Below are 22,878 nucleotides of genomic sequence, written 5' to 3' on the forward strand. Positions count from 1 at the left end.
CCATCAGCCTCTTTCCGGTCATTGTCTGAACCGATTCGAGGACCAGCATATGCAAGACGTCGTCATCGTCGCCGCCACCCGCACCGCCATCGGCAGCTTCCAGGGCAGCCTGGCGGAGATTCCCGCGCCCGAACTCGGCGCCATCGTCATCAAGCGCCTGCTGGAGCAGACCGGCCTCGATGCCGCCCAGGTCGATGAAGTCATCCTCGGCCAGGTGCTCACTGCTGGCTCCGGGCAGAACCCTGCACGCCAGGCCGCCATCCGCGCCGGCCTGCCCCATGCCGTACCGGCCATGACCCTGAACAAGGTCTGCGGCTCGGGCCTCAAGGCCCTGCACCTGGCCACCCAGGCCATTCGCTGCGGCGATGCCGAGGTGATCATCGCCGGCGGCATGGAAAACATGAGCCTGGCACCCTACGTGCTGCCCAAGGCGCGCACCGGCCTGCGCATGGGCCACGCCCAGTTGCAGGACAGCATGATCCTCGACGGCCTGTGGGATGCCTTCAACGATTACCACATGGGCATCACCGCCGAAAATCTGGTGGAGAAATACGGCATCAGCCGTGAAGCCCAGGACGCCTTCTCCGCCGAGTCGCAGCGCAAAGCCGTGGCCGCTATCGAGTCCGGTCGTTTCGACACAGAAATCACCCCGGTACTGATTCCACAGCGCAAGGGCGATCCTGTCGCCTTCGCCCGTGATGAGCAGCCGCGCGCCGGCACCACCGCCGAATCCCTGGCCAAGCTCAAGCCGGCGTTCAAAAAGGACGGCAGCGTCACCGCCGGCAACGCCTCCAGCCTCAACGACGGCGCCGCCGCCGTGCTGCTGATGAGCGCGAGCAAGGCGCAATCGCTGGGCCTGCCGGTGCTGGCGAAGATTGCCGGCTACGCCAACGCCGGTGTCGACCCGGCGATCATGGGCATCGCCCCGGTGTCGGCCACCCGTCGCTGCCTGGACAAGGCCGGCTGGAGCCTGGCCGATCTGGACCTGATCGAAGCCAACGAGGCCTTTGCTGCGCAGGCATTGTCGGTTGGCCAGGAGCTGGGCTGGGATGCCGACAAAGTCAACGTCAACGGCGGCGCCATCGCTCTGGGTCACCCCATTGGCGCCTCGGGCTGCCGCGTGCTGGTGACCCTGCTGCACGAGATGATCCGCCGCGACGCGAAGAAAGGTCTGGCCACCCTGTGCATCGGTGGCGGTCAGGGTGTGGCGCTGGCCATCGAGCGCAATTAAGCAACCCGAACACCGTAGCCCGGATGCAATCCGGGGAGCCCATCCCGGGCTCCCCCCGGATTGCATCCGGGCTACCTCATGGTGCTGAGGCGAGCGGTTTTCTTGATAAACTGCCGGCCTTCCTTTCTCCGAGACGCCGCGCATGCCCTCTCTTGACCAGGCGCTGCGCGCCGCCCTCGACGCCCGCCAGAGTCTTCTGGCCGAACTGCATGCCCAGGGCACCGACTGCTACCGACTGTTCCATGGCAGCCAGGAAGGTGCGCCAGGCCTGACCGTCGACCGCTACGGCCCGCAGCTGCTGGTACAGAGCTTTCATCAGCCGTTGCAGGCAGATGATCTGCACAGCATCACCAGCAGCGTCGAAGCCCATCTAGGGCACCGCCTGCTGCCGGTCTACAACGACCGCTCCCAGGGCAACTCGCGCATCGACCGCGATCCGGCGCTATTTCTGGCCAGCGATGCCGCCCTCGAAGACCAGGTCGGCCACGAGTGGGGGCTGAACTACCGCGTGCGCGGCCGCCATGCCGGGCAGGATCCGCTGCTGTTTCTCGATCTGCGCAACGCCCGCGGCTGGGTCAAGGCCAACAGCGCTGGCAAGTCCGTGCTCAACCTGTTCGCCTACACCTGCGGCGTCGGCCTGTGCGCCGCGGCTGGCGGCGCACGCGAGGTGACCAACCTCGACTTCGCTCAGGGCAACCTGGCCGTGGGTCGCGAGAACGGCGAGCTGAATCCCGAATTGCCGAGCATGCAGTTCATTCAATCCGACTACTTCCCGGCCATCCGTCAGCTGGCCGATCTGCCGATCACCAGCCGCCGCGGGCAGAAGCTGTCGAGCTATCCGCGCCTGCAACCACGCCAGTTCGATCTGGTTTTCCTCGACCCGCCGGCCTGGGCCAAGAGCGCCTTCGGCACGGTCGACCTGCTGCGCGACTACCAGAGCCTGCTCAAACCGGCGCTGCTGGCCACCGCAGAAGGCGGCACCCTGGTGTGCTGCAACAACCTGGCGAAGGTGGCGCTGGAGGACTGGCGCCAGCAGGTGCTGCGCTGCGCGGAGAAACTCGGCCGCCCGGTACGCGACTGCCAGGTGCTGACACCCGCCGCCGATTTCCCATCCACGGACGCCAGGCCGCCGCTGAAAACCCTGATCCTGAGGCTCTAGCCAGGCGCCGCCGGAGAAAAATGCGCGGGGTGCGGCACGCCCGGAACCGAACCGCCGTGCCATACTCCAAGGCATCTCTTCGTCTGGATAGATGACGCCCCGCCATGCCCAAAGGACTGAAGCGCGCGCTGAGCGCCCTGTTGATCACCCTTTTCCTCTACAGCCTGATCGGCTTTCTGATTCTGCCGGGCGTGGCCCTGCGCATCGCCAATCAGCAACTGGCGCAGCTCGCCACGGTGCCCGCGTCGCTGCAGCGACTGCAGCTCAACCCGTTCAGCCTCGAACTCAGCCTCTGGGGCCTGCGCATCGGCGATGCCGAGCAGGAACATCTGGGCTTCCAGCGTCTGTACGCCAATCTCGAGCTGGACAGCCTGTGGAGCGGCGCACTGCACCTGGCGCAGGTGGAACTCGATGGCGCCCGCACCGAGGTGCTGTTCGCCAAGGACGGCACGCTGAACCTGACGCAGCTGTTCCGCCTGCCGGAAAGCTCGGCGCAGAACGAGGACAGCGACAGCGAGCCTTTCCCGCTGCGCATCGACAACCTTCACCTGCGCGAGAAGGCGCTGCACTTCCAGGACCTGCGCCCCAGCGAGCCGGTGGAATTCGCCTACGATGCGCTGGATGTGGAGCTGCACAACCTCAGCACCCTGGCTGGCGACAACGCCAGGATGACGCTCACCGCACGTGGCCCGTACGGCGGGCATGTCGACTGGCAGGGTCAGGTCAGCCTGAGCCCGCTCACCTCCAGCGGCAGCCTGCAGATCACCGACGGCCGCCTGCGCGCCTTCTGGCCCTACGTGCGCGACGCCCTGCCGCTGGTGCTCAAGGAGGGTGAGGTCGATCTCAGCAGCGACTACCGACTGGACCTGTCCAAGGGCACCGAACTGCAGCTGAGCAAGATCAAGGTGCAGTTGGCCCCCTTCGCCATCGACGATCCGTCGGGCAAGCCGCTGGTACGCCTGCAACGCCTGGATATCGACAACAGCAGCCTCGATCTGGCCAAACAACAGGTGGTGATCGGCCAGGTACGCAGCCAGGGCCTGGAGGCCTGGGCGGCACGTGAGGCCGACGGCCAGCTGGACTGGCAGAAGCTGTTCGCCAAACCCGACGCCGCCGAGAGCGAAGCGCCCAAGCCCGCGGCGTCGCCCGGCGAGAGCAAGCCCTGGCAGGTGCTGCTGCAGGATGTACAGCTGCGTGACTACAAGGCCCACCTGGCCGACCGCGTACCGCAGCAGGAAGTGGCCGTGGATGTCGGCCCGCTGAACCTCGACCTGAAGAACTTCGACAGCCTCGGCGACAAGCCTTTCGAGCTCAGGCTCGATAGCGGCCTGGGCAGGCAGGGCAAATTGCAGGCGTCGGGTACGGTGCAACTGAGCCCGACCAGCGCACAGCTCAAGGTCGCCACCCAGGACATCGACCTGCGCCTGGCGCAGGCCTATCTGAGCCCCTTCATTCGCCTCGAACTGCGCAGCGGCCTGCTCGGCAGCGACCTCGACGTGCAGCTCAAGAGCACCGAGCCCTTGGCGCTCAGCGTCAGCGGCAACGCCAGGGTCGATCAGCTGCACACCCTCGATACCCTGCGCGAACGCGATTTCGTGCGCTGGAAGCAGGTGCGAGTCAACGGTCTCGACTATCGACATGGCCAAAGTCTGGCCATCGAACGCGTCGAACTGGATCAGCCCTATGCGCGCTTCGTGATCAACGAGAACCTGACCACCAACGTCAGCGAACTGATCGTGCCGCAACCGGCGACACCGAACGAGAGCAAGGCGGATGCCGGCAAGCCTTTGGCGATCCGCATCGGCGGCGTGGCCATCAATGACGGCTCGGCCAACTTCGCCGACTTCAGCCTGACGCCCAGCTTCGCCACCGCCATTCAGCAGATGAACGGGCGCATCGGCGTGCTCGACAACCAGAAGCCGCAAGCGGCCAGCGTGGACATCCAGGGCAAGGTGGACCGCTACGCGCCGATGAGCATCAAGGGCAAGCTGACGCCTTTCGATCCGCTCAACAGCCTGGATATCGCCACCAGCTTCAAGAACGTCGAGCTGACCACCATCACCCCCTATTCCGGCAAGTTCGCCGGCTACCGCATCCGCAAGGGTCGTCTCAACCTGGACCTGCACTACCGTATCGAGAAGGGCCAGCTCAACGCCGAGAACAAGGTGCTGGTGGAAAACCTGCAGTTGGGCGAGCGAGTCGACAGCCCGGACGCGGTCGATCTGCCGATTCGCCTGGCGGTCGCCCTGCTCAAGGACACCCAGGGCCGCATATCCATCGAACTGCCGGTACAGGGCGACCTCAACAACCCCGAATTCAGCGTCATGCCCATCGTCTGGCAGACGCTGCGCAACCTCGTGCTGCGCGCCGCGCAGGCGCCGTTCAAGTTCATCGCCGGCCTGGTTGGCGGCAGCGACGTCGACCTCAGCACCGTGCCCTTCTCGGCCGGCTCGGCGCAGTTGGAAGGCGACGCCCGCCAGGCCCTCGACACCCTGGCCAAGGCGCTGCAGGAGCGCCCGAATCTGCGTCTGGAGGTGGAAGGCCAGAGCGCACAGGGCGCCGACGGCCCGCTGCTGGCCGAACAGCGCCTGCAACGCGAATTCCGCGAGGGCTGGTACAAGGTGCTGCAGCGCCGTGGCGACAAGGTTCCGGCCAGCCCCGACGAACTGGAAGTGGGCGAAGACGAGCAGGCCGCCCTGCTCGAAGGCATCTACCGTACTCGCCTCAAGCAGCAGCCGCCGGCCGAGTGGGCCGCGCTCGACGAAAAGCTGCGCGCGCAGAACATGCGCGAGGCGGTGCTGGACTCCTGGGCGCAGAGCAAGCTGCTGCTGCGCCAACTGGCTCAGCAACGCGCTGCAACCATCAAGGATTACCTGGTCGAGCAGGGTGGGCTGTACGATGAGCGCATCTACCTGATCGACGTCAACCTGGGTGAGCCCGAAGCCGATGGGCGCGTACTCACCGCTCTGCATCTGGACAGCCAATGAACATGCGCAGCCTGCTCGTCATTCCATTCGCAGCCCTGTTCAGCACGGCTCTGTGGGCCGACACCCTGCGCTGCGGCAGCCAGCTGGTCAGCCTGGGGGATCGCAAGTTCGAGGTCGAGCGCAAATGCGGCGCCCCCATGCACCAGGATCCCATCGGTTATACGCTGGGCTCCTACGATCGCCGCGAGTTCATGATCGAAGAGTGGGTCTACGGCCCGAGCAACGGCATGCTCAGCATCCTGCGCTTCGAGGGCAATCGCCTGGTCGCCATCGAGCGGCGGCGCGAACGCTGAGCGGGAGAATCCCATGCGCAAACTGAACTACCTGATGTTGCTGCTGTGCCTGCCGCTGGCGGCCCAGGCATCCTCTACCTATCGCTGCGGCAGCGCCCTGGTCAGCAAGACGGCGCCCACCAGCGAAGTGCTGAGCAAGTGTGGAGAGCCTTCCAGCCGCGACTTTCTCGGCTACAAGGAGGTGGTCGATGCCTATGGTTTCCGTAACGAGGTAAACGTCGAGGAATGGGTATACGGGCCGAACAACGGCATGTACCACTTCCTGCGTTTCGAGGGGGGCAGGCTCAGCGAGATACGAAGCAAGCGCGGCTCATGAGCCCCGCCCCGCATGCCCGGCCACAAAAACCAAGGCCCCGCCGGTCACACCGGCGGGGCCTTTGAGCATCCATGCCTTGGCTATCCATGCTGATCGGCGTCCGTACCTGCAGCCATCCGTGCTGGTGCGGCATCCCTACCAGGCTATCCGAGCTCAGAGCTTGTCGCTGAAATCGCGCAGCTCTTGCTGGGCCTTTTCCTTGGTCCAGCCATAGCGTTCCTGCAGCTTGCCGGCGAGATAGTCGCTGTGACCGTCGGCGACGTTCAGATCGTCGTCGGTGAGGTTGCCCCAGCGCTCCTTGATGCGGCCACTGAGCTGCTTCCATTTACCTTTGATGATGTCGCTGTTCATGGTCTTTCTCCCGGTGACGGGGAAGCGGCCGGCGTGAGCCGGCCACTTCGTTGATTAGTCAGCCGCTTTCAGGGCATCGGCGGAAACGTCACGCACGCCTTCGATTTCCTTGGCCTTGGCGATGGCCAGGTCGCGCTCGGCATCGGTGGCAACCGTACCGGACAGGGACACCACGCCCTGGTTGGTCTCGACCTTGATGTCCAGCCCGCTCAGATTCTGGTCAGCGATGAAGGTCGACTTCACCTTGCTGGTGATCCAGGTATCGGAGACCGCTTGCCCGGCACTGTCCATAGTGTCGTTGGCTGCGAGCATGGTCGGCTGGGCAAGCGCGGCCGAGGCGAGCGGCAGGCTCAGTACGGCGGCGGTCAGAGTGGCAGCGGCAAAACGGTTGATTGGCTGTTTCATGGATTGGACTCCTGTACTTTCCAGACAATCTGCAAGCCAGCTCCTGGCTGCAGGTTCACCAGTACTATCGCAAGCGCTGTGCCAGTTTCCGGAAAAGGAATAAATCCTTATAAATCAGCAATTTATAGATATGGCAAAACCGGCTTTTGATTGCATTTCGCCGAGTTGGGGAAAATCTCCCGGGCAATTTGCATGATTTATTCGGTACTACCGTACCTGAATGCGAACACCGGGTGACGAATCGCCTGGGCAATGGATCCCGAGCACCTCGGCAAGACAGACCGCATGCCACTGCCGCTTCGGTAATAGGCGAACACAAGCAGCGCCAGGCCTGGCGATCAGGCACAAAAAAGGGCTCCCGCAGGAGCCCTTCTCGTTCGAACCGGCGAACCGTGCTTAGACCCCGGAGGCCTCGGCAGCAGCTACGTCCTTGATCGACAGTTTGATACGGCCGCGGTTGTCCACGTCCAGTACCAGTACCTTCACTTCCTGACCTTCCTTCAGTACGTCGGTGACCTTCTCCACGCGCTGATCGCTCAGCATGGAGATGTGCACCAGACCGTCCTTGCCCGGCAGGATGTTGACGAAGGCGCCGAAGTCGACGATGCGCTCGACCTTGCCGACGTAGATCTTGCCGATCTCGGCTTCGGCGGTGATGGCCAGCACGCGCTGCTTGGCAGCCTCGGCGGCATCCTTGGTTTCGCCGAAGATCTTGATCGAGCCGTCGTCTTCGATGTCGATCGAAGCCTTGGTCTCTTCGCAGATCGCGCGGATGGTGGCACCACCCTTGCCGATGACGTCGCGGATCTTGTCCTGATCGATCTTCATCGCCAGCATGGTCGGCGCGTTGGCCGACAGCTCGGTGCGCGACTGGGAAATGACCTGGTTCATCTGACCGAGGATGTTCAGGCGAGCTTCCAGCGCCTGCTCCAGGGCCTGCTCCATGATCTCTTCGGTGATGCCCTGGATCTTGATGTCCATCTGCAGCGCGGTGACGCCCTTGGCGGTACCGGCTACCTTGAAGTCCATGTCGCCCAGGTGGTCTTCGTCACCGAGGATGTCGGTCAGAACGGCGAATTTCTCGCCCTCCAGCACCAGACCCATGGCGATACCGGCAACCGGCGCCTTCATCGGCACGCCGGCGTCCATCAGGGCCAGGGAGGCACCGCAGACCGAAGCCATGGAGGAAGAACCGTTGGACTCGGTGATCTCCGACACCACGCGGATGGTGTACGGGAACTCGTCGTCCTTCGGCAGCATGGCGGCAACGCCACGACGGGCCAGACGGCCGTGGCCGATTTCGCGGCGACCGGCGCCACCCATGCGGCCACACTCACCGACCGAGAACGGCGGGAAGTTGTAGTGCAGCATGAAGGGGTCTTTCTTCTCGCCTTCCAGGGTGTCGAGCAGCTGCGCGTCGCGGGCGGTGCCGAGGGTGGCGACGACCAGAGCCTGGGTTTCGCCACGGGTGAACAGAGCCGAGCCGTGGGTCTTGTCCAGTACGCCGACTTCGATCTTCAGCGGGCGTACGGTGCGGGTGTCGCGACCGTCGATACGCGGCTTGCCGTCGACGATGTTCTGGCGCACGGTGCGGTACTCGATCTCACCGAAAGCGGCCTTGACCTCGTCGGCAGCGAACTTGCCTTCGCCTTCGCCGGCCAGGGCAGCGATGACCTGCTCACGCAGCTCGTCCAGACGGTTGTAGCGGTCCTGCTTGATGGTGATGGTGTAGGCCTGGCTGATGGCCTCGCCGAACTGGCTGCGGATGGCGTCCAGCAGCGGGGTATTGGCGGCCGGAGCCTGCCAGTTCCAGGTCGGCTTGCCAGCTTCGGCAGCGAATTCCTTGACGGCCTGGATCACGGCCTGGAATTCCTGGTGGGCGAACAGCACGGCGCCGAGCATCTGGTCTTCGGTCAGCTCGTCAGCTTCGGACTCCACCATCAGCACGGCGGTCTCGGTACCGGCGACGACCATGTCCAGGCTGGAGGCCTTGAGCTGCTCGTAGTTCGGGTTCAGCAGGTAGCCGGTGTCCGGGTGGAAGGCCACGCGGGCGGCACCGATCGGGCCGTTGAACGGGATGCCGGAAACGGCCAGGGCAGCGGAGGTACCGATCATCGAAGCGATGTCCGGATCGGTCTTCTTGCTGGTGGAAACGACGGTGCAGACGACCTGCACTTCGTTCATGAAACCTTCGGGGAACAGCGGGCGGATCGGACGGTCGATCAGGCGCGAGGTCAGGGTTTCCTTCTCGCTCGGACGGCCTTCACGCTTGAAGAAACCGCCAGGAATCTTGCCGGCAGCGTAGGTCTTTTCCTGGTAGTGCACGGACAGCGGGAAGAAGCCCTTGCTCGGGTCGGCGGTCTTGGCACCGACCACGGTGACCAGCACGGTGACGTCGTTGTCGACGGTCACCAGCACGGCACCGCTGGCCTGACGGGCGATGCGGCCGGTCTCGAGGGTTACGGTCGATTGACCGAACTTGAACTGTTTGATTACCGGGTTCACGGTGTTTTCCTTCTCTTTGTTGCCTTTGGGGGAAATCTGAAAGCGGCATGGGAGTCGGACCCGATGCATCCTTCGAAAAGCCAAAAGCTGGAAGCCCGCAGCCGCACTCCGGGGTAAGCCCCGAGGTGCCGCTGCGAACTTCCAGCTTCCAACTTGTGCAGCTCGCGTCTATTAACGACGCAGGCCCAGGCGACCGATCAGGGCGCTGTAACGAGTGGTGTCCTTGCCCTTCAGGTAGTCCAGCAGCTTACGACGCTGGTTAACCATACGGATCAGACCACGACGGCTGTGGTGGTCCTTACCGTTGGCCTTGAAGTGGCCTTGCAGCTTGTTGATGTTGGCGGTCAGCAGGGCTACCTGCACTTCCGGGCTACCGGTGTCGCCTTCAGCTTGCTTGTACTCGTTTACGATCTGGGCTTTTTCTTCAACGCTGAGTGCCATGTTGGCTTCCTCTCATCTGGAAACTGCCGAAGCAGTCTCAATAGGCCGGGAATCGCTTCCCGTGTTTTAAAAAGAGGCATGACCGTGCCTACTAACAGCCACCCTCGCAATCCCGACGCTGGTATCGCCAGCCTCAGGTTTCGACCTCTCGGCCGAACCGTTCGGTGCTACGCACCGGTAGAATCCGTCCGGGCCTTGAGGCCCGTGTCTCCACCCGTGCTACGCACCGGTATAAATCAATCGACGCGGGGCAATGCGCCCGTCGTCGCTCACTTCACCGATGCCGATGAAGCGACCATTGTGATCCTGCACGCGCACCATGCCGAACTTCGGCGCTTCCGGTGCCCGTACCGGTTGCCCCTGCAACCAGTAGAACGCGCTGTGCTCGGAAAACTGCAGCAGCGGCCAGTCCAGCAAACCGCTGTCGACCGGCTGCAGGAAGCGATCGAGCGCTTCGCTGCCACCTTCGGCGTGCACCGCCTCCAGCTCTTCCAGGGTCACGGTACGCGCCAGCTCGAAGGGACCGGCCTTGGTTCGACGCAGCTCGGCGACGTGTGCGCCACAACCGAGCAATTGGCCGAGGTCCTCGACCAGGGTACGAATGTAGGTCCCCTTGCTGCAGTCCACGGACAGACGCGCCTGCTCGCCTTCGAGGGCCAGCAATTCCAAGCGCGCAATAGTAACAGAACGCGCTTCGCGCTCCACTACTTCGCCTGCACGGGCCAGCTTGTACAGCGGCTGGCCGTCCTTCTTCAGGGCCGAATACATTGGAGGTATCTGTTTGATTTCTCCACGAAAACGCGGCAACAGGGCCTCGATTTCAGGGCGACCAACGGTCACCGGGCGTCGCTCGAGCACCTCACCTTCGGCGTCGCCGGTGGTGGTGGTCACGCCCAGTTGCGCCACGGTCTCGTAGCCCTTGTCGGCATCGAGCAGGTACTGGGAAAACTTGGTCGCCTCGCCGAAACACAGCGGCAGCACGCCGGTTGCCAGCGGATCGAGGCTGCCGGTATGCCCGGCCTTCTCTGCATTGAGCAGCCAGCGCACCTTCTGCAGGGCCGCGTTGGAGGTAAAGCCGCGCGGCTTGTCGAGCAGGATGATGCCGTCGACCTTGCGGCGAATACGTTTGACCTGCGCCACGCTCAACCCTCGCTGCCGTCCTGGTGCTTGCGGTCTTCCGCCACCGCACGCTCGATCAGCGCCGACAGCTCGGCGCCACGGCGGATGCTGGCGTCGTAGTGGAAGTGCAGCTGGGGGATGGTGCGCACCTTCATCGACTTGCCCAGCAGCATGCGCAGATAACCGGCCGCCTCGCCGAGAATCTCCAGGTTGAGCTTGATCTGCTCGGCATCGTCGTCCTTGCCCATCACGGTGATGAACACCTTGGCGTGGGACAGATCGCGGCTCACGTCGACCGCAGTGATGGTTACCAGACCCAGGCGCGGGTCCTTGATCTCGCGCTGGATCAGCACTGCCAGCTCGCGCTGCATCTGATCACCGATACGCTGGGTACGGCTGTAATCTTTGGCCATTTCTTACTTACCTTTCCTTCGCCCGCATGCCTTGGCGGCAGCGGACGTAAAAGCGGCAAACGCCCGGCCGCGCATGAGCGGGGCCGGGCGTTGCGTGATCGGGATGCCGCGCTTACAGGCTGCGCGCCACCTGGACCTTCTCGAACACTTCGATCTTGTCGCCGACCTTGACGTCGTTGTAGCTCTTCACGCCGATACCGCACTCCATGCCGTTACGCACTTCGGCGACGTCGTCCTTGAAGCGACGCAGCGATTCCAGCTCGCCTTCGAAGATCACCACGTCCTCGCGCAGTACGCGGATCGGACGGTTGCGGTACACGGTACCCTCGATGACCATGCAGCCAGCGACGGCGCCGAACTTCGGCGAACGGAACACGTCACGCACTTCCGCGGTGCCCAGGATGTTCTCGCGAACATCGCTGCCGAGCATACCGGTGAGGGCCTTCTTGACGTCTTCGATGATGTCGTAGATGACGTTGTAGTAGCGCATGTCGAGGCCTTCGGACTCGACGATCTTGCGCGCACCGGCGTCAGCACGGACGTTGAAGCCGAACAGCACGGCATTGGAAGCCAGCGCCAGGTTGGCATCGGACTCGGTGATACCACCGACGCCGCCACCGACCACACGCACCTGTACTTCGTCGTTGCCCAGGGTGCTGAGCGAGCCTTGCAGGGCTTCCAGAGAACCACGCACGTCGGCCTTGAGGACGATGTTGAGGGTCTTCTTCTCTTCCTGGCCCATGCTTTCGAAGATGTTTTCCAGCTTGCCGGCGTGGGCACGAGCCAGTTTGACCTCGCGGAACTTGCCCTGACGGAACAGCGCGACTTCGCGGGCCTTCTTCTCGTCGGCCACCACCATCATCTCGTCACCGGCATCCGGCGTGCCATCCAGGCCGAGGATCTCGACCGGAATCGACGGACCGGCTTCCTTGATCGGCTTGCCGTTCTCGTCGAGCATGGCACGCACGCGGCCGTAGTTGACGCCGACCAGGACCATGTCGCCCTGACGCAGGGTACCGTCCTGAACCAGCACGGTAGCCACCGGGCCACGGCCCTTGTCCAGGCGCGACTCGACCACCACACCACGACCAGGCGCGGTCGGAGTGGCCTTCAGTTCGAGAACCTCGGCCTGCAGCAGCACGGCTTCGAGCAGCTCGTCGATACCGGTACCGGCCTTGGCGGAAACCGGTACGAACGGTGCGTCGCCGCCCCACTCTTCCGGAATCACGTCCAGCGCGGCCAGGCCGTTCTTGATGTTGTCCGGGTTGGCTTCCGGCTTGTCCATCTTGTTCACCGCAACCACGATCGGCACGCCAGCTGCTTTCGCATGCTGTACGGCTTCCTGGGTCTGCGGCATCACGCCGTCATCGGCTGCGACGACGAGAATGACGATGTCGGTGGCCTTCGCACCACGGGCACGCATCGCGGTGAACGCGGCGTGACCGGGGGTGTCGAGGAAGGTGACCATGCCGCGGTCGGTTTCCACGTGGTAGGCGCCGATGTGCTGGGTGATGCCACCCGCCTCACCGGAAGCCACCTTGGCACGACGGATATAGTCGAGCAGCGAGGTCTTACCGTGGTCGACGTGACCCATCACGGTCACCACCGGCGCGCGGGACATGGCCTCGCCTTCGAACTTCAGCGACTCGGCCAGTTGTTCTTCCAGCGCGTTGTCGCTGACCAGCTTGACCTTGTGACCGAACTCTTCGGCGACCAGTTGAGCGGTCTCCTGGTCCAGCACCTGGTTGATGGTCACCGGGGTGCCCATCTTGAACATGAACTTGATGACTTCGGCGGCCTTGATCGACATCTGCTGGGCCAGGTCGGCCACGGTGATGGTTTCGCCAATGGCCACGTCGCGCACCACCGGGCCGGCCGGAGCCTGGAAGCCGTGCTGGTTGCGCTTCTTCATCTTGGCCTTGCCGCGACCGCCACGACGGAAACCGTCGCTCTCTTCGTCGACGCTGCGCGGTGCGACACGCGGAGCCGGCGCCTTCTCCTTGAGGGTCGGGCGATGCTGCGCGTGCTTGCGGTCACGACGCTCGTCTTCGTCGCTGCGCGCCTTCTCGGGGCGACGCACTTCCTCTTTCTTGCGCTCGACTTCGACGACCGGCGCCGCAACCACCGGCTCGCTCAGCGGAGCCGGTGCTGCTGCCGGTGCCGGTGCTTCGCTCGTAGCGGCCGCAGCCTGACGCTTGGCCTCTTCTTCAGCCTTGCGCTTGGCTTCTTCCTCGGCCTTCAGGCGCTCGGCCTCGGCTTCGGCACGCTGAGCCTCGAGCTCGCGCTGCTTCTCGGCCTCGAGCTCTTCCGGGCTGCGCTTGACGAAGGTCTTCTTCTTGCGCACTTCAACGCTGATGGTCTTGCTACCAGCCACCCGCAGGGTGCTGGTGGTCTTGCGCTGCAAGGTAATCTTGCGCGGCTCTTCGACCTTGTCGCCGTGACTGCTCTTGAGATGGGCCAACAGGGCCTGTTTCTCACTATCGGTCACTACTTGTTCGGCATTGTCGTGGGACAAGCCGGCTTCACGCATCTGCTGCAGCAGGCGCTCTACCGGGGTGTCGACCACTTTGGCCAGTTCTTTCACCGTGACTTGCGTCATGCATCTTTCTCCTCAGGCCGCAACCGCTTATTCGAACCAGTGGGCTCGAGCGGCCATGATCAGCTTGCCGGCACGTTCTTCGTCGATGCCGTCGATGTCGAGCAGGTCGTCGATCGACTGCTCGGCCAGGTCTTCACGGGTAATCACGCCGCGCAGCGCAAGCTCTAGAGCCAGCGCCTTGTCCATGCCTTCCAGTTCCAGCAAATCATCTGCCGGATGGGCATCGGCCAACTTCTCCTCGTTGGCGATCGCCTTGGTCAGCAGACGATCCTTGGCCCGTGCACGCAGCTCGTTGACGATCTCCTCGTCGAAGCCATCGATGCTGAGCATTTCTTCCATGGGTACGTAGGCAATCTCTTCGAGACTGGTGAAACCCTCTTCGACCAGGACTTGAGCCAGCTCTTCGTCGACTTCCAGCTCGTCGATGAAGGACTGCATGATGTCGCCGGTTTCCGCCTGCTGCTTGGCCTGGATGTCCGCTTCGGTCATCACGTTCAGGGTCCAGCCGGTCAGCTGGCTGGCCAGGCGTACGTTCTGACCGCCACGGCCGATGGCCTGAGCCAGGTTGTCTTCGGCGACGGCGATGTCCATGGCATGGGCATCTTCGTCGACGATGATCGCTGCCACCTCGGCCGGCGACATGGCGTTGATGACGAACTGCGCGGGGTTGTCGTCCCACAGCACGATATCCACGCGCTCACCGCCCAGCTCGCCGGAAACGGCCTGCACGCGCGAACCGCGCATGCCGATGCAGGCGCCCTGCGGGTCGATGCGCTTGTCCTTGGAGCGCACGGCGATCTTGGCGCGCGAACCCGGATCACGGGAGGCGGCCTTGACGTCGATCAGCCCTTCGGCGATTTCAGGTACTTCGATGCGGAACAGCTCGATCAGCATTTCCGGCGCTGTACGCGACAGGATCAGCTGCGGGCCGCGGTTCTCGGTACGGATTTCCTTGAGCAGGGCACGCAGGCGCACACCGACGCGGAAAGTCTCGCGCGGGATGATGTCTTCGCGGGCCAGCAGCGCCTCGGCATTGTTGCCCAGGTCGACGATGACGTTGTCGCGGGTGACCTTCTTCACGGTACCCGAGATGATCTCGCCCAGACGCTCGCGGTAGGCATCGACCACCTGGGCGCGCTCGGCTTCGCGCACCTTCTGCACGATGACCTGCTTGGCGGTTTGCGCAGCGATGCGACCGAACTCGATGGACTCGACCTTCTCTTCGAGCACATCGCCGATCTTGGCCTTGGCTTCAACGGCCTGCGGCATGTCCTCGGTCAGCTGATAGGCCGGATCTTCGAACTCGGACTCGTCGACCACGGTCCAGCGACGGAAGGTTTCGTAGCTACCGTTCTGACGATTGATCGACACACGCAGATCGACTTCGTCTTCGAAACGCTTCTTGGTGGCGGTCGCCAGAGCCAGCTCCAGCGCCTCGAAAATCACGCCGGCCGGTACACCCTTCTCGTTGGATACCGACTCAACAACCAGCAGTACTTCTTTGCTCATCGTACGCCTCGCCTTTCGCAATCCATTGGTTCTGCGCAATCCGCGTCACGTTCACGCCATTGGCGCTACACCCGTGCGCTGCCGCGCTACCTTCGCGCCATCTGTGTCGCTCGTGCTGCACCGATAGTCGGCAGCCCGGCAGCGACGCAGAATCCGCATCTCAATCAAATCGGGGGATGATATTGGCCTTGTCGATCAGATCGATCGGCAACAGATACTCGTGGTCATCCACCTGTACCACCACGTCCTGCTCCTCCACGCCGCGGAGGAGGCCCTGGAAATTGCGACGCCCCTCGAAGGGCGAGCGCAACTTGATCTTCACCTGCTCACCGACATGCGCCGCGAACTGCTCAAGCGTGAACAACGGTCTATCCATGCCAGGAGAAGAAACTTCCAGCGTGTACTCCGAGGAAATCGGGTCCTCGACGTCGAGCACACCACTGAGCTGACGGCTGACGATCTCGCAATCGTCGATCAGGATGCCATCGGCCTTATCGATATAGACACGCAGCAGCGAATGACGCCCCTGCGACAGGAACTCGATGCCCCAACACTGATAACCGAGCGCTTCGATTACCGGGGCCAACAAGGCCTGCAACTGTTCTAGCTTGCTCGACACTTAACGGCCCTCGTGCATGCTGTGCAAATAAAAAATGGGCGAAACGCCCATCCCTTCAACCCACCGGAAATACCGGCGGACATTGTCTTTCAGCTAACAAAAAGCCCCTGAAAAGGGGCCTGCTGAAACTGGTTGCGGGGGCAGGATTTGAACCTACGACCTTCGGGTTATGAGCCCGACGAGCTACCAGACTGCTCCACCCCGCGTCAAAGCTGGGCCGGAATTATACGGCCACCCCCTGGCGAGGGTCAACCAAACACTCCAGCAACAAGAAAGCCCGCGAACTGCGGGCTTTCTTGAGTATGGTACCGAGGAGGGGACTCGAACCCCTACAGCCTATGGCCACTACCACCTCAAGGTAGCGTGTCTACCAATTCCACCACCTCGGCAAAACTGTTACTGCTCTGGAGCCTCCGGCACATCCGAAGCATCGGATGCTGGAGCTTGCTCTTCGAGCACCGGCACGTCTTCGACCGCCGGCTTTTGCTGGACTTCCAGAACCGCTGGATCTGGCAGACCAACCTGACTCAGTGCATCAGCTTTCTCTTTAGCAAAGAACGCTAAGCCCAAGCTAGTAATGAAAAAACCGGTGGCGAGTATAGCAGTAAACTTACTCAGAAAGGTAGCGGAACCTTGGCTTCCGAAAACAGTTGCCGAAGCACCCGCACCGAAAGAGGCGCCAGCATCAGCACCCTTGCCCTGCTGCAACAGCACCAGAACCACTACACCGATCGCACCCAGCAGGTGCAGAACAACAATGACTGTTTCCAGCATTCTTCAGTTTCCTGCAGCGCGACAGATCGCACCGAATTCATCCGCATTCAGAGAGGCGCCACCTACAAGCCCCCCATCGATATCCTGCATGCCGAACAACTCGGCTGCACTGGCGGCCTTTACACTGCCGCCATAAAGAATTCTCAGCTCACTGGCCACCTGCGCATCCAGCTGCGCGACCTGCGCGCGGATAGCTGCATGGACTTCCTGAGCCTGCTCGGGCGTAGCGGTCAACCCGGTGCCAATGGCCCAGACAGGCTCATAAGCGACAACGGCGTTGTTCAGGGCCTGGACGCCAAGAGCGTCTATCACCGCCGCCAACTGACCACCCACCACACCCAGCGTCGCATTCGCTTCACGCTGCTCACGGGTCTCACCGACGCAGAGCACAGGGGTCAGCCCCGCCTTCTGCACCGCCGCAAACTTGCTAACGACCACCTCGTCACTTTCACCCAGAATCAGGCGACGCTCGGAGTGACCGACCAGCACCAGTTCGCAACCGCCATCGACCAACTGACTCACTGCCAGCTCACCGGTCAAGGCGCCCTGCTCCACCTGCGCTGCGCAATCTTGCGCCCCAACTTTCACTACCTTGCCTGCCAGGCCTTCAACGACCTGCGCGACATGCAGACTGGAGGGAAACACCGCGACATCCACCTCGACAGGCAACTCCTGCCGACGCAACCCTTCGATCAGCTCTGCGACGCTGGCGCGGGTACCGTGCATTTTCCAGTTACCGGCGACCAAGGGGCGACGCATGTTTTACCTCGTCGATCAAAGAGGGCGCAGATGTTACCCAAGAGCACCCTCGGTAGCAAGCTCAATCAAGCACAGACTTCGGCAACAATCTTAGCCAATTCATCGGCATAGCTGCGCACGCTGCTTTCTTCGTCACCTTCGACCATCACTCGCACCAGCGGCTCGGTACCGGACTTGCGCAGCAGTACGCGGCCGCGCCCGGCCATACGCTCGGTCACCCGCGCGCAGGCCTCTTTCACCGAAGGGTGCTCGAGCGGATCGACCGCACCGGACAGGCGCACATTGACCAGCACCTGCGGGCATTTCTTCAGATCGCTGCGCGCCTCGACCAGGCTTTGCCCACGGCGCTTGAGCGCCATCAGCACCTGCAGCGCGGCGATGATCGCATCGCCCGTGGTGGTGTGCTGGAAGCACACCAGATGCCCCGAGTTCTCGCCGCCCAGTTGCCAGTTGCGCGCCAGCAGCTCGGCGATCACGTAACGATCGCCCACCTTGGCGCGAACGAAGGGGATGTTCAGCTCGGCCAGCGCCAGCTCCAGCCCCAGGTTGCTCATCAGCGTGCCGACCACGCCACCGCGCAGCCGCCCACGCTCCTGCAGGTCGCGAGCGATGATGAACAGCAGTTCGTCACCATCGACCACCGCACCATATTGATCGACCATCAGCACGCGGTCGGCGTCGCCGTCGAAGGCGATACCCAGATCGGCCTGCTGCGCCACCACTTCGGCCTGCAACGCGGCGATATGCGTGGAGCCGCAACCGTCGTTGATGTTCAGCCCGTCGGGCTGCGCCGAGATGACCCGCACCTCGGCACCCAGCTCGCGAAACACGCTTGGCGCGACCTTGTAGGCAGCGCCATGGGCGCAATCGATGACGATCTTCAGCCCCTTGAAGCTGGTACCACTGGGCACGCTGCCCTTGCAGAACTCGATATAGCGACCGGAAGCATCGTTGATCCGCGAAGCCTTACCGATCCCGGCAGACTCGACCACCGTCATCGGTTGGTCGAGCAGCTCTTCGATCATCGCCTCGACGTCATCCGGCAGCTTGGTGCCTTCACTGGAGAAGAACTTGATGCCGTTGTCGTCATGCGGATTGTGCGAGGCGCTGATGACGATACCGGCATCGGCCTGGAAGGTCCGGGTCAGATAGGCAATGGCCGGCGTCGGCATCGGGCCGAGCAGTTGCACATCGGCACCCGCTGCAGCGAGGCCGGCCTCCAGGGCCGACTCGAACATGTAGCCGGAAATGCGCGTGTCCTTGCCGATCAGGATGCGGCACTTGCCTTCCTTGCGAAACGCCATGCCCGCCGCCCAGCCGAGCTTGAGCATGAAGTCCGGAGTGATGGGGAACTGCCCGACGCGGCCACGGATGCCATCGGTGCCGAAGTATTTTCTAGCCATAACGCTTTCCTTGTTATTGCGCTGCCTCGACCGCAGCGATCATGCGCACCACGTCCACCGTTTCGGCAACATCGTGCACACGCAGAATATTCGCGCCCTTGGTCAGGGCAAGAGCCGCCAACCCCAGGCTGCCATAGAGCCGCTCGCCGACCTCGTGACCAAGCACCTTGCCGATCATGCTCTTGCGAGAAACGCCTACCAGCAAGGGCCTCCCCAGTGCCAGGAGCTCGCCCATGTGTTTGAACAGGGCGAGATTGTGCTCCAGTGTCTTGGCAAAACCAAAGCCCGGATCGAGCACGATCCGCTCGGCGGGAATACCGGCTGTCGCGCACGCCGCCATGCGCTCGACGAGAAAATCACGCACCTCGACAACGATGTCCGGGTACTGCGGATTGTCCTGCATGGTCCCCGGTTCGCCGCGCATGTGCATCAGACACACCGGCAGACCCGTGTCTGCCGCAGCATCCAGCGCGCCGTCACGCTGCAGCGAGCGTACGTCATTGATCAGCCCGGCCCCAAGCCTCGCGCTTTCGCGCATGACGGCCGGCGTCGAGGTATCCACGGAAATGATCACGTCGAGCTCACGAGCGATGGCTTCGACCATCGGCGCCACGCGCTCCAGCTCCTCGGTCGGCGAAACGCTGCGCGCCCCAGGACGGGTGGACTCCCCCCCGATATCGATCAGCGTCGCACCAGCGGCGACCATCGCCTCGGCATGGCGCAGCGCAGCGTCACGGGCAACGAAGAGACCGCCGTCGGAGAATGAATCGGGCGTGACGTTGAGGATGCCCATCACTTGCGGACGGGACAAATCAAGAAGCCGGCTGCCACAGGGCAGCCGGCTCGGGTATTGCCGTTCGAACATAGACGACCTTAGTGCTCGGCCGCCGGCCCGCCAATGGGCTTCTCGGGACGATCAACCTCGTCGACTTTGGCCTGCGGGGCACCGGAGTCGCCGCCACCGTCCCAACCACGCGGTTCGCGCGGCTCGCGACCGTTCATGATGTCGTCGATCTGCTCGGCGTCGATGGTTTCGTACTTCATCAGCGCTTCGGCCATGGCGTCGAGCTTGTCGCGGTTTTCCACCAGCAGCTTTTTGGCGGTGGCGTAGCACTCGTCGATGATGCGGCGCACCTCTTCGTCGATCTGCTTGGCGGTTTCACCGGACACATTGCTGTGCTGGCTGCCCATGCTACGACCGAGGAACACTTCGCCCTCTTCTTCGGCATACATCAGCGGGCCGAGCTTCTCGGACAGGCCCCACTTGGTGACCATGTTCTTGGCCAGCTGCGTGGCGCGCATGATGTCGTTGGATGCACCGGTGGTGACACCATCGAAGCCCAGGGTCATTTCCTCGGCGATACGGCCACCGAACAGCGAGCAGATCTGACTGATCAGGGCGCGCTTGCTGAGGCTGTAGCGATCCTCTTCCGGCAGGAACATGGTCACGCCCAGGGCACGACCGCGCGGAATGATGGAAACCTTGTAGACCGGATCGTGCTCGGGCACCAGACGACCGACGATGGCGTGGCCCGCCTCGTGGAACGCGGTGTTGAGCTTCTCCTTGTCGGACATGACCATGGTCTTGCGCTCGGCGCCCATCATGATCTTGTCTTTGGCGAGCTCGAATTCCTTCATCTCCACCAGGCGCTTGCCAGCACGAGCGGCGAACAGCGAGGCTTCGTTGACCAGATTGGCCAGATCGGCACCGGAGAAACCCGGGGTACCGCGTGCGATGACCGCCGGATTGACGTCGTCGCCCATCGGCACCTTGCGCATGTGCACTTTCAGAATCTGTTCGCGACCGCGGATATCCGGCAGGCCGACCACCACCTGACGGTCGAAGCGGCCGGGACGCAGCAGCGCCGGGTCCAGAACGTCCGGACGGTTGGTGGCTGCGATGACGATGATGCCGTCGTTCATCTCGAAGCCATCCATCTCCACCAGCAGCTGGTTGAGGGTCTGCTCACGCTCGTCGTGACCGCCGCCCATGCCGGCGCCACGATGGCGACCGACGGCATCGATCTCGTCGATGAAGATGATGCACGGCGCGTGCTTCTTGGCCTGGTCGAACATGTCGCGCACGCGGCTGGCACCGACGCCGACGAACATCTCGACGAAGTCGGAACCGGAAATGGTGAAGAACGGCACTTTCGCTTCGCCGGCCACGGCCTTGGCCAGCAGCGTCTTGCCGGTACCCGGCGAGCCGACCATCAGCACGCCACGCGGGATGCGGCCACCCAGGCGCTGGAACTTGCCCGGATCGCGAAGAAATTCCACCAGCTCGCTGACCTCTTCCTTGGCCTCGTCGCAACCGGCGACGTCGGCGAAGGTGGTCTTGACCTGGTCTTCGGAGAGCAGGCGCGCCTTGGACTTGCCGAAGCTCATCGGCCCGCCCTTGCCACCAGCGCCGCCCTGCATCTGGCGCATGAAGAACATGAACACAGCAATGATCACAAGAATCGGGAAGCTGGCCACCAGCAGCTGGGTCCAGATGCTCTGCTGCTCGGGCTGCTTGCCTTCGATGACCACGTTGTTGTCGATCAGGTCACCGATCAGGCCACCGTCCTGAATCGCCGGGCGGATGGTCTTGAAGCCTTCGCCGTCGGTGCGCTTGCCGGTGATCACGTAACCATCGACGGTGACGCGCTCGACGCGCCCTTCCTTCACCTGCTCGATGAATTGCGAGTAGCTCAGGGTCTGCGGCTCGCTCGGGCTGGAGAAGTTGTTCATCACGGTAACCAGTACCGCCGCGATGATCAGCCACAGGATCAGATTCTTTGCCATGTCGTTCAATTAGCTACCCTCTGAAGCAGGCCTCGTGGCGAAGCGGGCTTCCCATGACGACCAGTGATATACCGACTAACTTACACCAAACGCCCGCATCCCGCAGGCGCCGTCTGTAACCCTTTATGAGGTTTCTGCCACTGAGACCGACAGGGCGGACACCAGTTTCAACTCACAAGCCGCGAAAGCCACGCGCCAACAAATACTGCTCACGCGAACGATCGCGCGAGGACAGCGGTTTGCGCATCTGCACCTTGTCGAAGCTGTCGCGCACCTGCCTGTGGTAGGTGTCGAAGCCTTCACCCTGGAAAATCTTGATGAGGAAATCGCCGCCGGGGCGCAGCACGCGCCCGGCCAGATCCAGCGCCAGTTCGCACAGGTACATGGCGCGCGGCTGATCGGCCGCCCTCACCCCACTCATATTGGGGGCCATATCGGAAATAACAAGGTCGACCGGATTCTCGCCAATGGCCTCGAGAATGCGCGCGAAGACCGCATCGTCGGTGAAGTCGCCCTGAATGAAGGTGACATCGGGAATGCTGTCCATTTCCAGAATGTCCGAGGCGATCAGACGCCCCTTGTCGCCGATCACCCGACTGGTGACCTGCGACCAGCCGCCCGGCGCGGCGCCGAGATCGACCACGGTCATGCCCGGACGCAGGATGCGATCCTTCTCCTGGATCTCCAGCAGCTTGTAGCTGGCGCGCGAGCGATAGCCGTCCTTCTGCGCCATCTTCACGTAAGGATCATCGAAATGTTCTTTCAGCCAACGCTGGCTGGTCTTGGAACGTGCCACTGAAACCTCGAACTCAACGGGCCATGAATAACTGCGCGGGCTCGGGTAAGATAGGCGCCGTTTTCCAGACCGAATTAGGTACTAACGATTATGCCGCTCACTCAAGAGCAGAAGAAACAATTCAAATCTATCGGCCACCACCTGAAACCTGTATTGATCGTGGCGGACAATGGTTTGACCGAGGGCGTGCTGGCCGAACTGGACCGCGCACTCAACGACCACGAGCTGATCAAGGTACAGCTGCGCCTCGCCGAACGCGAGGATCGTCAGGCCGCCATCACCGCCCTGTGCGAAGCCGGCCGCGCCGAACTGGTGCAATCGATCGGCAAGGTCGCCCTGCTCTATCGCAAGAACCCCAAGCCCAATCGCAACCTGTCCAACGTGATTCGTTATCAGGGCTGAGCAGGCGCGG

21 protein-coding genes and 2 tRNA genes are annotated in these 22,878 nt (G+C 62.9%); 6 read left to right on the plus strand and 17 right to left on the minus strand.

What is annotated here, in order from left to right; translation table 11 throughout:
- The first annotated feature begins 49 nt into the window (after positions 1–49).
- The 5 genes from N7333_RS00450 (at position 50) to N7333_RS00470 (ending at position 5,986) form a co-directional block, all read left to right on the plus strand.
- A complete protein-coding gene (locus N7333_RS00450; protein ID WP_252576689.1) occupies positions 50–1,231 on the plus strand; it encodes an acetyl-CoA C-acetyltransferase in 1,182 nt (393 codons plus the stop codon).
- Positions 1,232–1,373: 142 nt separating this feature from the next.
- Entirely contained in the window at positions 1,374–2,390 is a 1,017-nt protein-coding gene (locus N7333_RS00455) for a class I SAM-dependent methyltransferase (RefSeq protein ID WP_129484209.1), read from the plus strand.
- A 104-nt stretch (positions 2,391–2,494) separates the two neighbouring features.
- Entirely contained in the window at positions 2,495–5,377 is a 2,883-nt protein-coding gene (locus N7333_RS00460) for a DUF748 domain-containing protein (RefSeq protein ID WP_129484208.1), read from the plus strand.
- Entirely contained in the window at positions 5,374–5,670 is a 297-nt protein-coding gene (locus N7333_RS00465; protein ID WP_129484207.1) for a DUF2845 domain-containing protein, read from the plus strand. Before N7333_RS00460 ends, N7333_RS00465 begins: the two co-directional genes overlap by 4 nt.
- Positions 5,671–5,683: 13 nt before the next feature.
- A complete protein-coding gene (locus N7333_RS00470; protein WP_129484206.1) occupies positions 5,684–5,986 on the plus strand; it encodes a DUF2845 domain-containing protein in 303 nt (100 codons plus the stop codon).
- Positions 5,987–6,139: 153 nt separating this feature from the next.
- Here N7333_RS00470 and N7333_RS00475 read toward each other — a convergent pair whose 3' ends face one another.
- The 17 genes from N7333_RS00475 to rlmE all read right to left on the minus strand — a co-directional run bounded on the left by N7333_RS00475 (position 6,140) and on the right by rlmE (position 22,466).
- Entirely contained in the window at positions 6,140–6,337 is a 198-nt protein-coding gene (locus N7333_RS00475) for a CsbD family protein (RefSeq protein WP_003240584.1), read from the minus strand.
- 54 nt (positions 6,338–6,391) lie between these two features.
- Positions 6,392–6,742, minus strand: a complete 351-nt coding sequence (locus tag N7333_RS00480) for a BON domain-containing protein (RefSeq protein WP_003240582.1) — start codon at positions 6,740–6,742, stop codon at positions 6,392–6,394.
- Between the two features lie 396 nt (positions 6,743–7,138).
- Entirely contained in the window at positions 7,139–9,247 is a 2,109-nt protein-coding gene (pnp, locus tag N7333_RS00485) for a polyribonucleotide nucleotidyltransferase (RefSeq protein WP_003240580.1), read from the minus strand.
- A gap of 171 nt (positions 9,248–9,418) precedes the next feature.
- On the minus strand, positions 9,419–9,688 hold the full coding sequence (gene rpsO / locus N7333_RS00490; protein ID WP_003240577.1) for a 30S ribosomal protein S15: 270 nt from the start codon (positions 9,686–9,688) through the stop codon (positions 9,419–9,421).
- Positions 9,689–9,907: 219 nt separating this feature from the next.
- Positions 9,908–10,828 carry a tRNA pseudouridine(55) synthase TruB gene (gene truB, locus N7333_RS00495; protein ID WP_129484205.1) on the minus strand — a complete coding sequence of 307 codons (921 nt, stop codon included), beginning with the start codon at positions 10,826–10,828 and terminating at the stop codon, positions 9,908–9,910.
- 2 nt (positions 10,829–10,830) lie between these two features.
- Positions 10,831–11,220 (minus strand): 30S ribosome-binding factor RbfA, encoded by a 390-nt coding sequence (rbfA, locus tag N7333_RS00500; RefSeq protein ID WP_003240572.1) that lies wholly within the window; start codon positions 11,218–11,220, stop codon positions 10,831–10,833.
- A 112-nt stretch (positions 11,221–11,332) separates the two neighbouring features.
- A complete protein-coding gene (infB, locus tag N7333_RS00505) occupies positions 11,333–13,819 on the minus strand; it encodes a translation initiation factor IF-2 (protein WP_129484204.1) in 2,487 nt (828 codons plus the stop codon).
- A gap of 27 nt (positions 13,820–13,846) precedes the next feature.
- Positions 13,847–15,328, minus strand: coding sequence for a transcription termination factor NusA (gene nusA, locus N7333_RS00510; protein WP_003240569.1), 1,482 nt, complete (start codon positions 15,326–15,328; stop codon positions 13,847–13,849).
- Positions 15,329–15,488: 160 nt separating this feature from the next.
- Positions 15,489–15,947, minus strand: a complete 459-nt coding sequence (gene rimP, locus N7333_RS00515) for a ribosome maturation factor RimP (protein ID WP_003240566.1) — start codon at positions 15,945–15,947, stop codon at positions 15,489–15,491.
- Between the two features lie 129 nt (positions 15,948–16,076).
- A tRNA-Met gene (locus tag N7333_RS00520) sits at positions 16,077–16,153 on the minus strand.
- Positions 16,154–16,250: 97 nt separating this feature from the next.
- Positions 16,251–16,336 (minus strand) — tRNA-Leu (locus tag N7333_RS00525).
- A gap of 7 nt (positions 16,337–16,343) precedes the next feature.
- On the minus strand, positions 16,344–16,721 hold the full coding sequence (gene secG / locus N7333_RS00530) for a preprotein translocase subunit SecG (RefSeq protein WP_003240564.1): 378 nt from the start codon (positions 16,719–16,721) through the stop codon (positions 16,344–16,346).
- Positions 16,722–16,724: 3 nt separating this feature from the next.
- Positions 16,725–17,480: a triose-phosphate isomerase gene (gene tpiA, locus N7333_RS00535; protein ID WP_129482925.1), complete on the minus strand. Its 756-nt coding sequence runs from the start codon at positions 17,478–17,480 to the stop codon at positions 16,725–16,727.
- A gap of 65 nt (positions 17,481–17,545) precedes the next feature.
- On the minus strand, positions 17,546–18,883 hold the full coding sequence (gene glmM / locus N7333_RS00540; RefSeq protein ID WP_096825656.1) for a phosphoglucosamine mutase: 1,338 nt from the start codon (positions 18,881–18,883) through the stop codon (positions 17,546–17,548).
- A gap of 13 nt (positions 18,884–18,896) precedes the next feature.
- Positions 18,897–19,748, minus strand: coding sequence for a dihydropteroate synthase (gene folP / locus N7333_RS00545; protein WP_129482926.1), 852 nt, complete (start codon positions 19,746–19,748; stop codon positions 18,897–18,899).
- An 8-nt stretch (positions 19,749–19,756) separates the two neighbouring features.
- Positions 19,757–21,670 carry an ATP-dependent zinc metalloprotease FtsH gene (gene ftsH, locus N7333_RS00550; RefSeq protein WP_129483039.1) on the minus strand — a complete coding sequence of 638 codons (1,914 nt, stop codon included), beginning with the start codon at positions 21,668–21,670 and terminating at the stop codon, positions 19,757–19,759.
- 172 nt (positions 21,671–21,842) lie between these two features.
- Positions 21,843–22,466: a 23S rRNA (uridine(2552)-2'-O)-methyltransferase RlmE gene (gene rlmE / locus N7333_RS00555; protein ID WP_003240552.1), complete on the minus strand. Its 624-nt coding sequence runs from the start codon at positions 22,464–22,466 to the stop codon at positions 21,843–21,845.
- Positions 22,467–22,556: 90 nt separating this feature from the next.
- Here rlmE and yhbY point away from each other — a divergent pair, with 90 nt between their 5' ends.
- The gene (gene yhbY / locus N7333_RS00560; RefSeq protein WP_003240550.1) at positions 22,557–22,868 is read left to right on the plus strand and encodes a ribosome assembly RNA-binding protein YhbY; all 312 of its coding nucleotides are present in this window, start codon (positions 22,557–22,559) and stop codon (positions 22,866–22,868) included.
- Positions 22,869–22,878 lie beyond the last annotated feature (10 nt).

It is taken from the genome of Pseudomonas sp. GD04158 (assembly GCF_029834875.1).
Taxonomy (GTDB): domain Bacteria; phylum Pseudomonadota; class Gammaproteobacteria; order Pseudomonadales; family Pseudomonadaceae; genus Aquipseudomonas; species Aquipseudomonas hydrolytica.

Bases quoted from the DNA above. Each gene is read 5' to 3' on its own strand.
- glmM (WP_096825656.1), bottom strand. From the start codon at position 18,883: ATGGCTAGAAAATACTTCGGCACCGATGGCATCCGTGGCCGCGTCGGG.
- N7333_RS00460 (WP_129484208.1), top strand. From the start codon at position 2,495: ATGCCCAAAGGACTGAAGCGCGCGCTGAGCGCCCTGTTGATCACCCTT.
- N7333_RS00470 (WP_129484206.1), top strand. From the start codon at position 5,684: ATGCGCAAACTGAACTACCTGATGTTGCTGCTGTGCCTGCCGCTGGCG.
- secG (WP_003240564.1), bottom strand. From the start codon at position 16,721: ATGCTGGAAACAGTCATTGTTGTTCTGCACCTGCTGGGTGCGATCGGT.
- rbfA (WP_003240572.1), bottom strand. From the start codon at position 11,220: ATGGCCAAAGATTACAGCCGTACCCAGCGTATCGGTGATCAGATGCAG.
- N7333_RS00475 (WP_003240584.1), bottom strand. From the start codon at position 6,337: ATGAACAGCGACATCATCAAAGGTAAATGGAAGCAGCTCAGTGGCCGC.
- nusA (WP_003240569.1), bottom strand. From the start codon at position 15,328: ATGAGCAAAGAAGTACTGCTGGTTGTTGAGTCGGTATCCAACGAGAAG.
- N7333_RS00480 (WP_003240582.1), bottom strand. From the start codon at position 6,742: ATGAAACAGCCAATCAACCGTTTTGCCGCTGCCACTCTGACCGCCGCC.
- N7333_RS00450 (WP_252576689.1), top strand. From the start codon at position 50: ATGCAAGACGTCGTCATCGTCGCCGCCACCCGCACCGCCATCGGCAGC.
- ftsH (WP_129483039.1), bottom strand. From the start codon at position 21,670: ATGGCAAAGAATCTGATCCTGTGGCTGATCATCGCGGCGGTACTGGTT.
- infB (WP_129484204.1), bottom strand. From the start codon at position 13,819: ATGACGCAAGTCACGGTGAAAGAACTGGCCAAAGTGGTCGACACCCCG.
- folP (WP_129482926.1), bottom strand. From the start codon at position 19,748: ATGTTCGAACGGCAATACCCGAGCCGGCTGCCCTGTGGCAGCCGGCTT.
- yhbY (WP_003240550.1), top strand. From the start codon at position 22,557: ATGCCGCTCACTCAAGAGCAGAAGAAACAATTCAAATCTATCGGCCAC.
- tpiA (WP_129482925.1), bottom strand. From the start codon at position 17,480: ATGCGTCGCCCCTTGGTCGCCGGTAACTGGAAAATGCACGGTACCCGC.
- N7333_RS00465 (WP_129484207.1), top strand. From the start codon at position 5,374: ATGAACATGCGCAGCCTGCTCGTCATTCCATTCGCAGCCCTGTTCAGC.
- N7333_RS00455 (WP_129484209.1), top strand. From the start codon at position 1,374: ATGCCCTCTCTTGACCAGGCGCTGCGCGCCGCCCTCGACGCCCGCCAG.
- rpsO (WP_003240577.1), bottom strand. From the start codon at position 9,688: ATGGCACTCAGCGTTGAAGAAAAAGCCCAGATCGTAAACGAGTACAAG.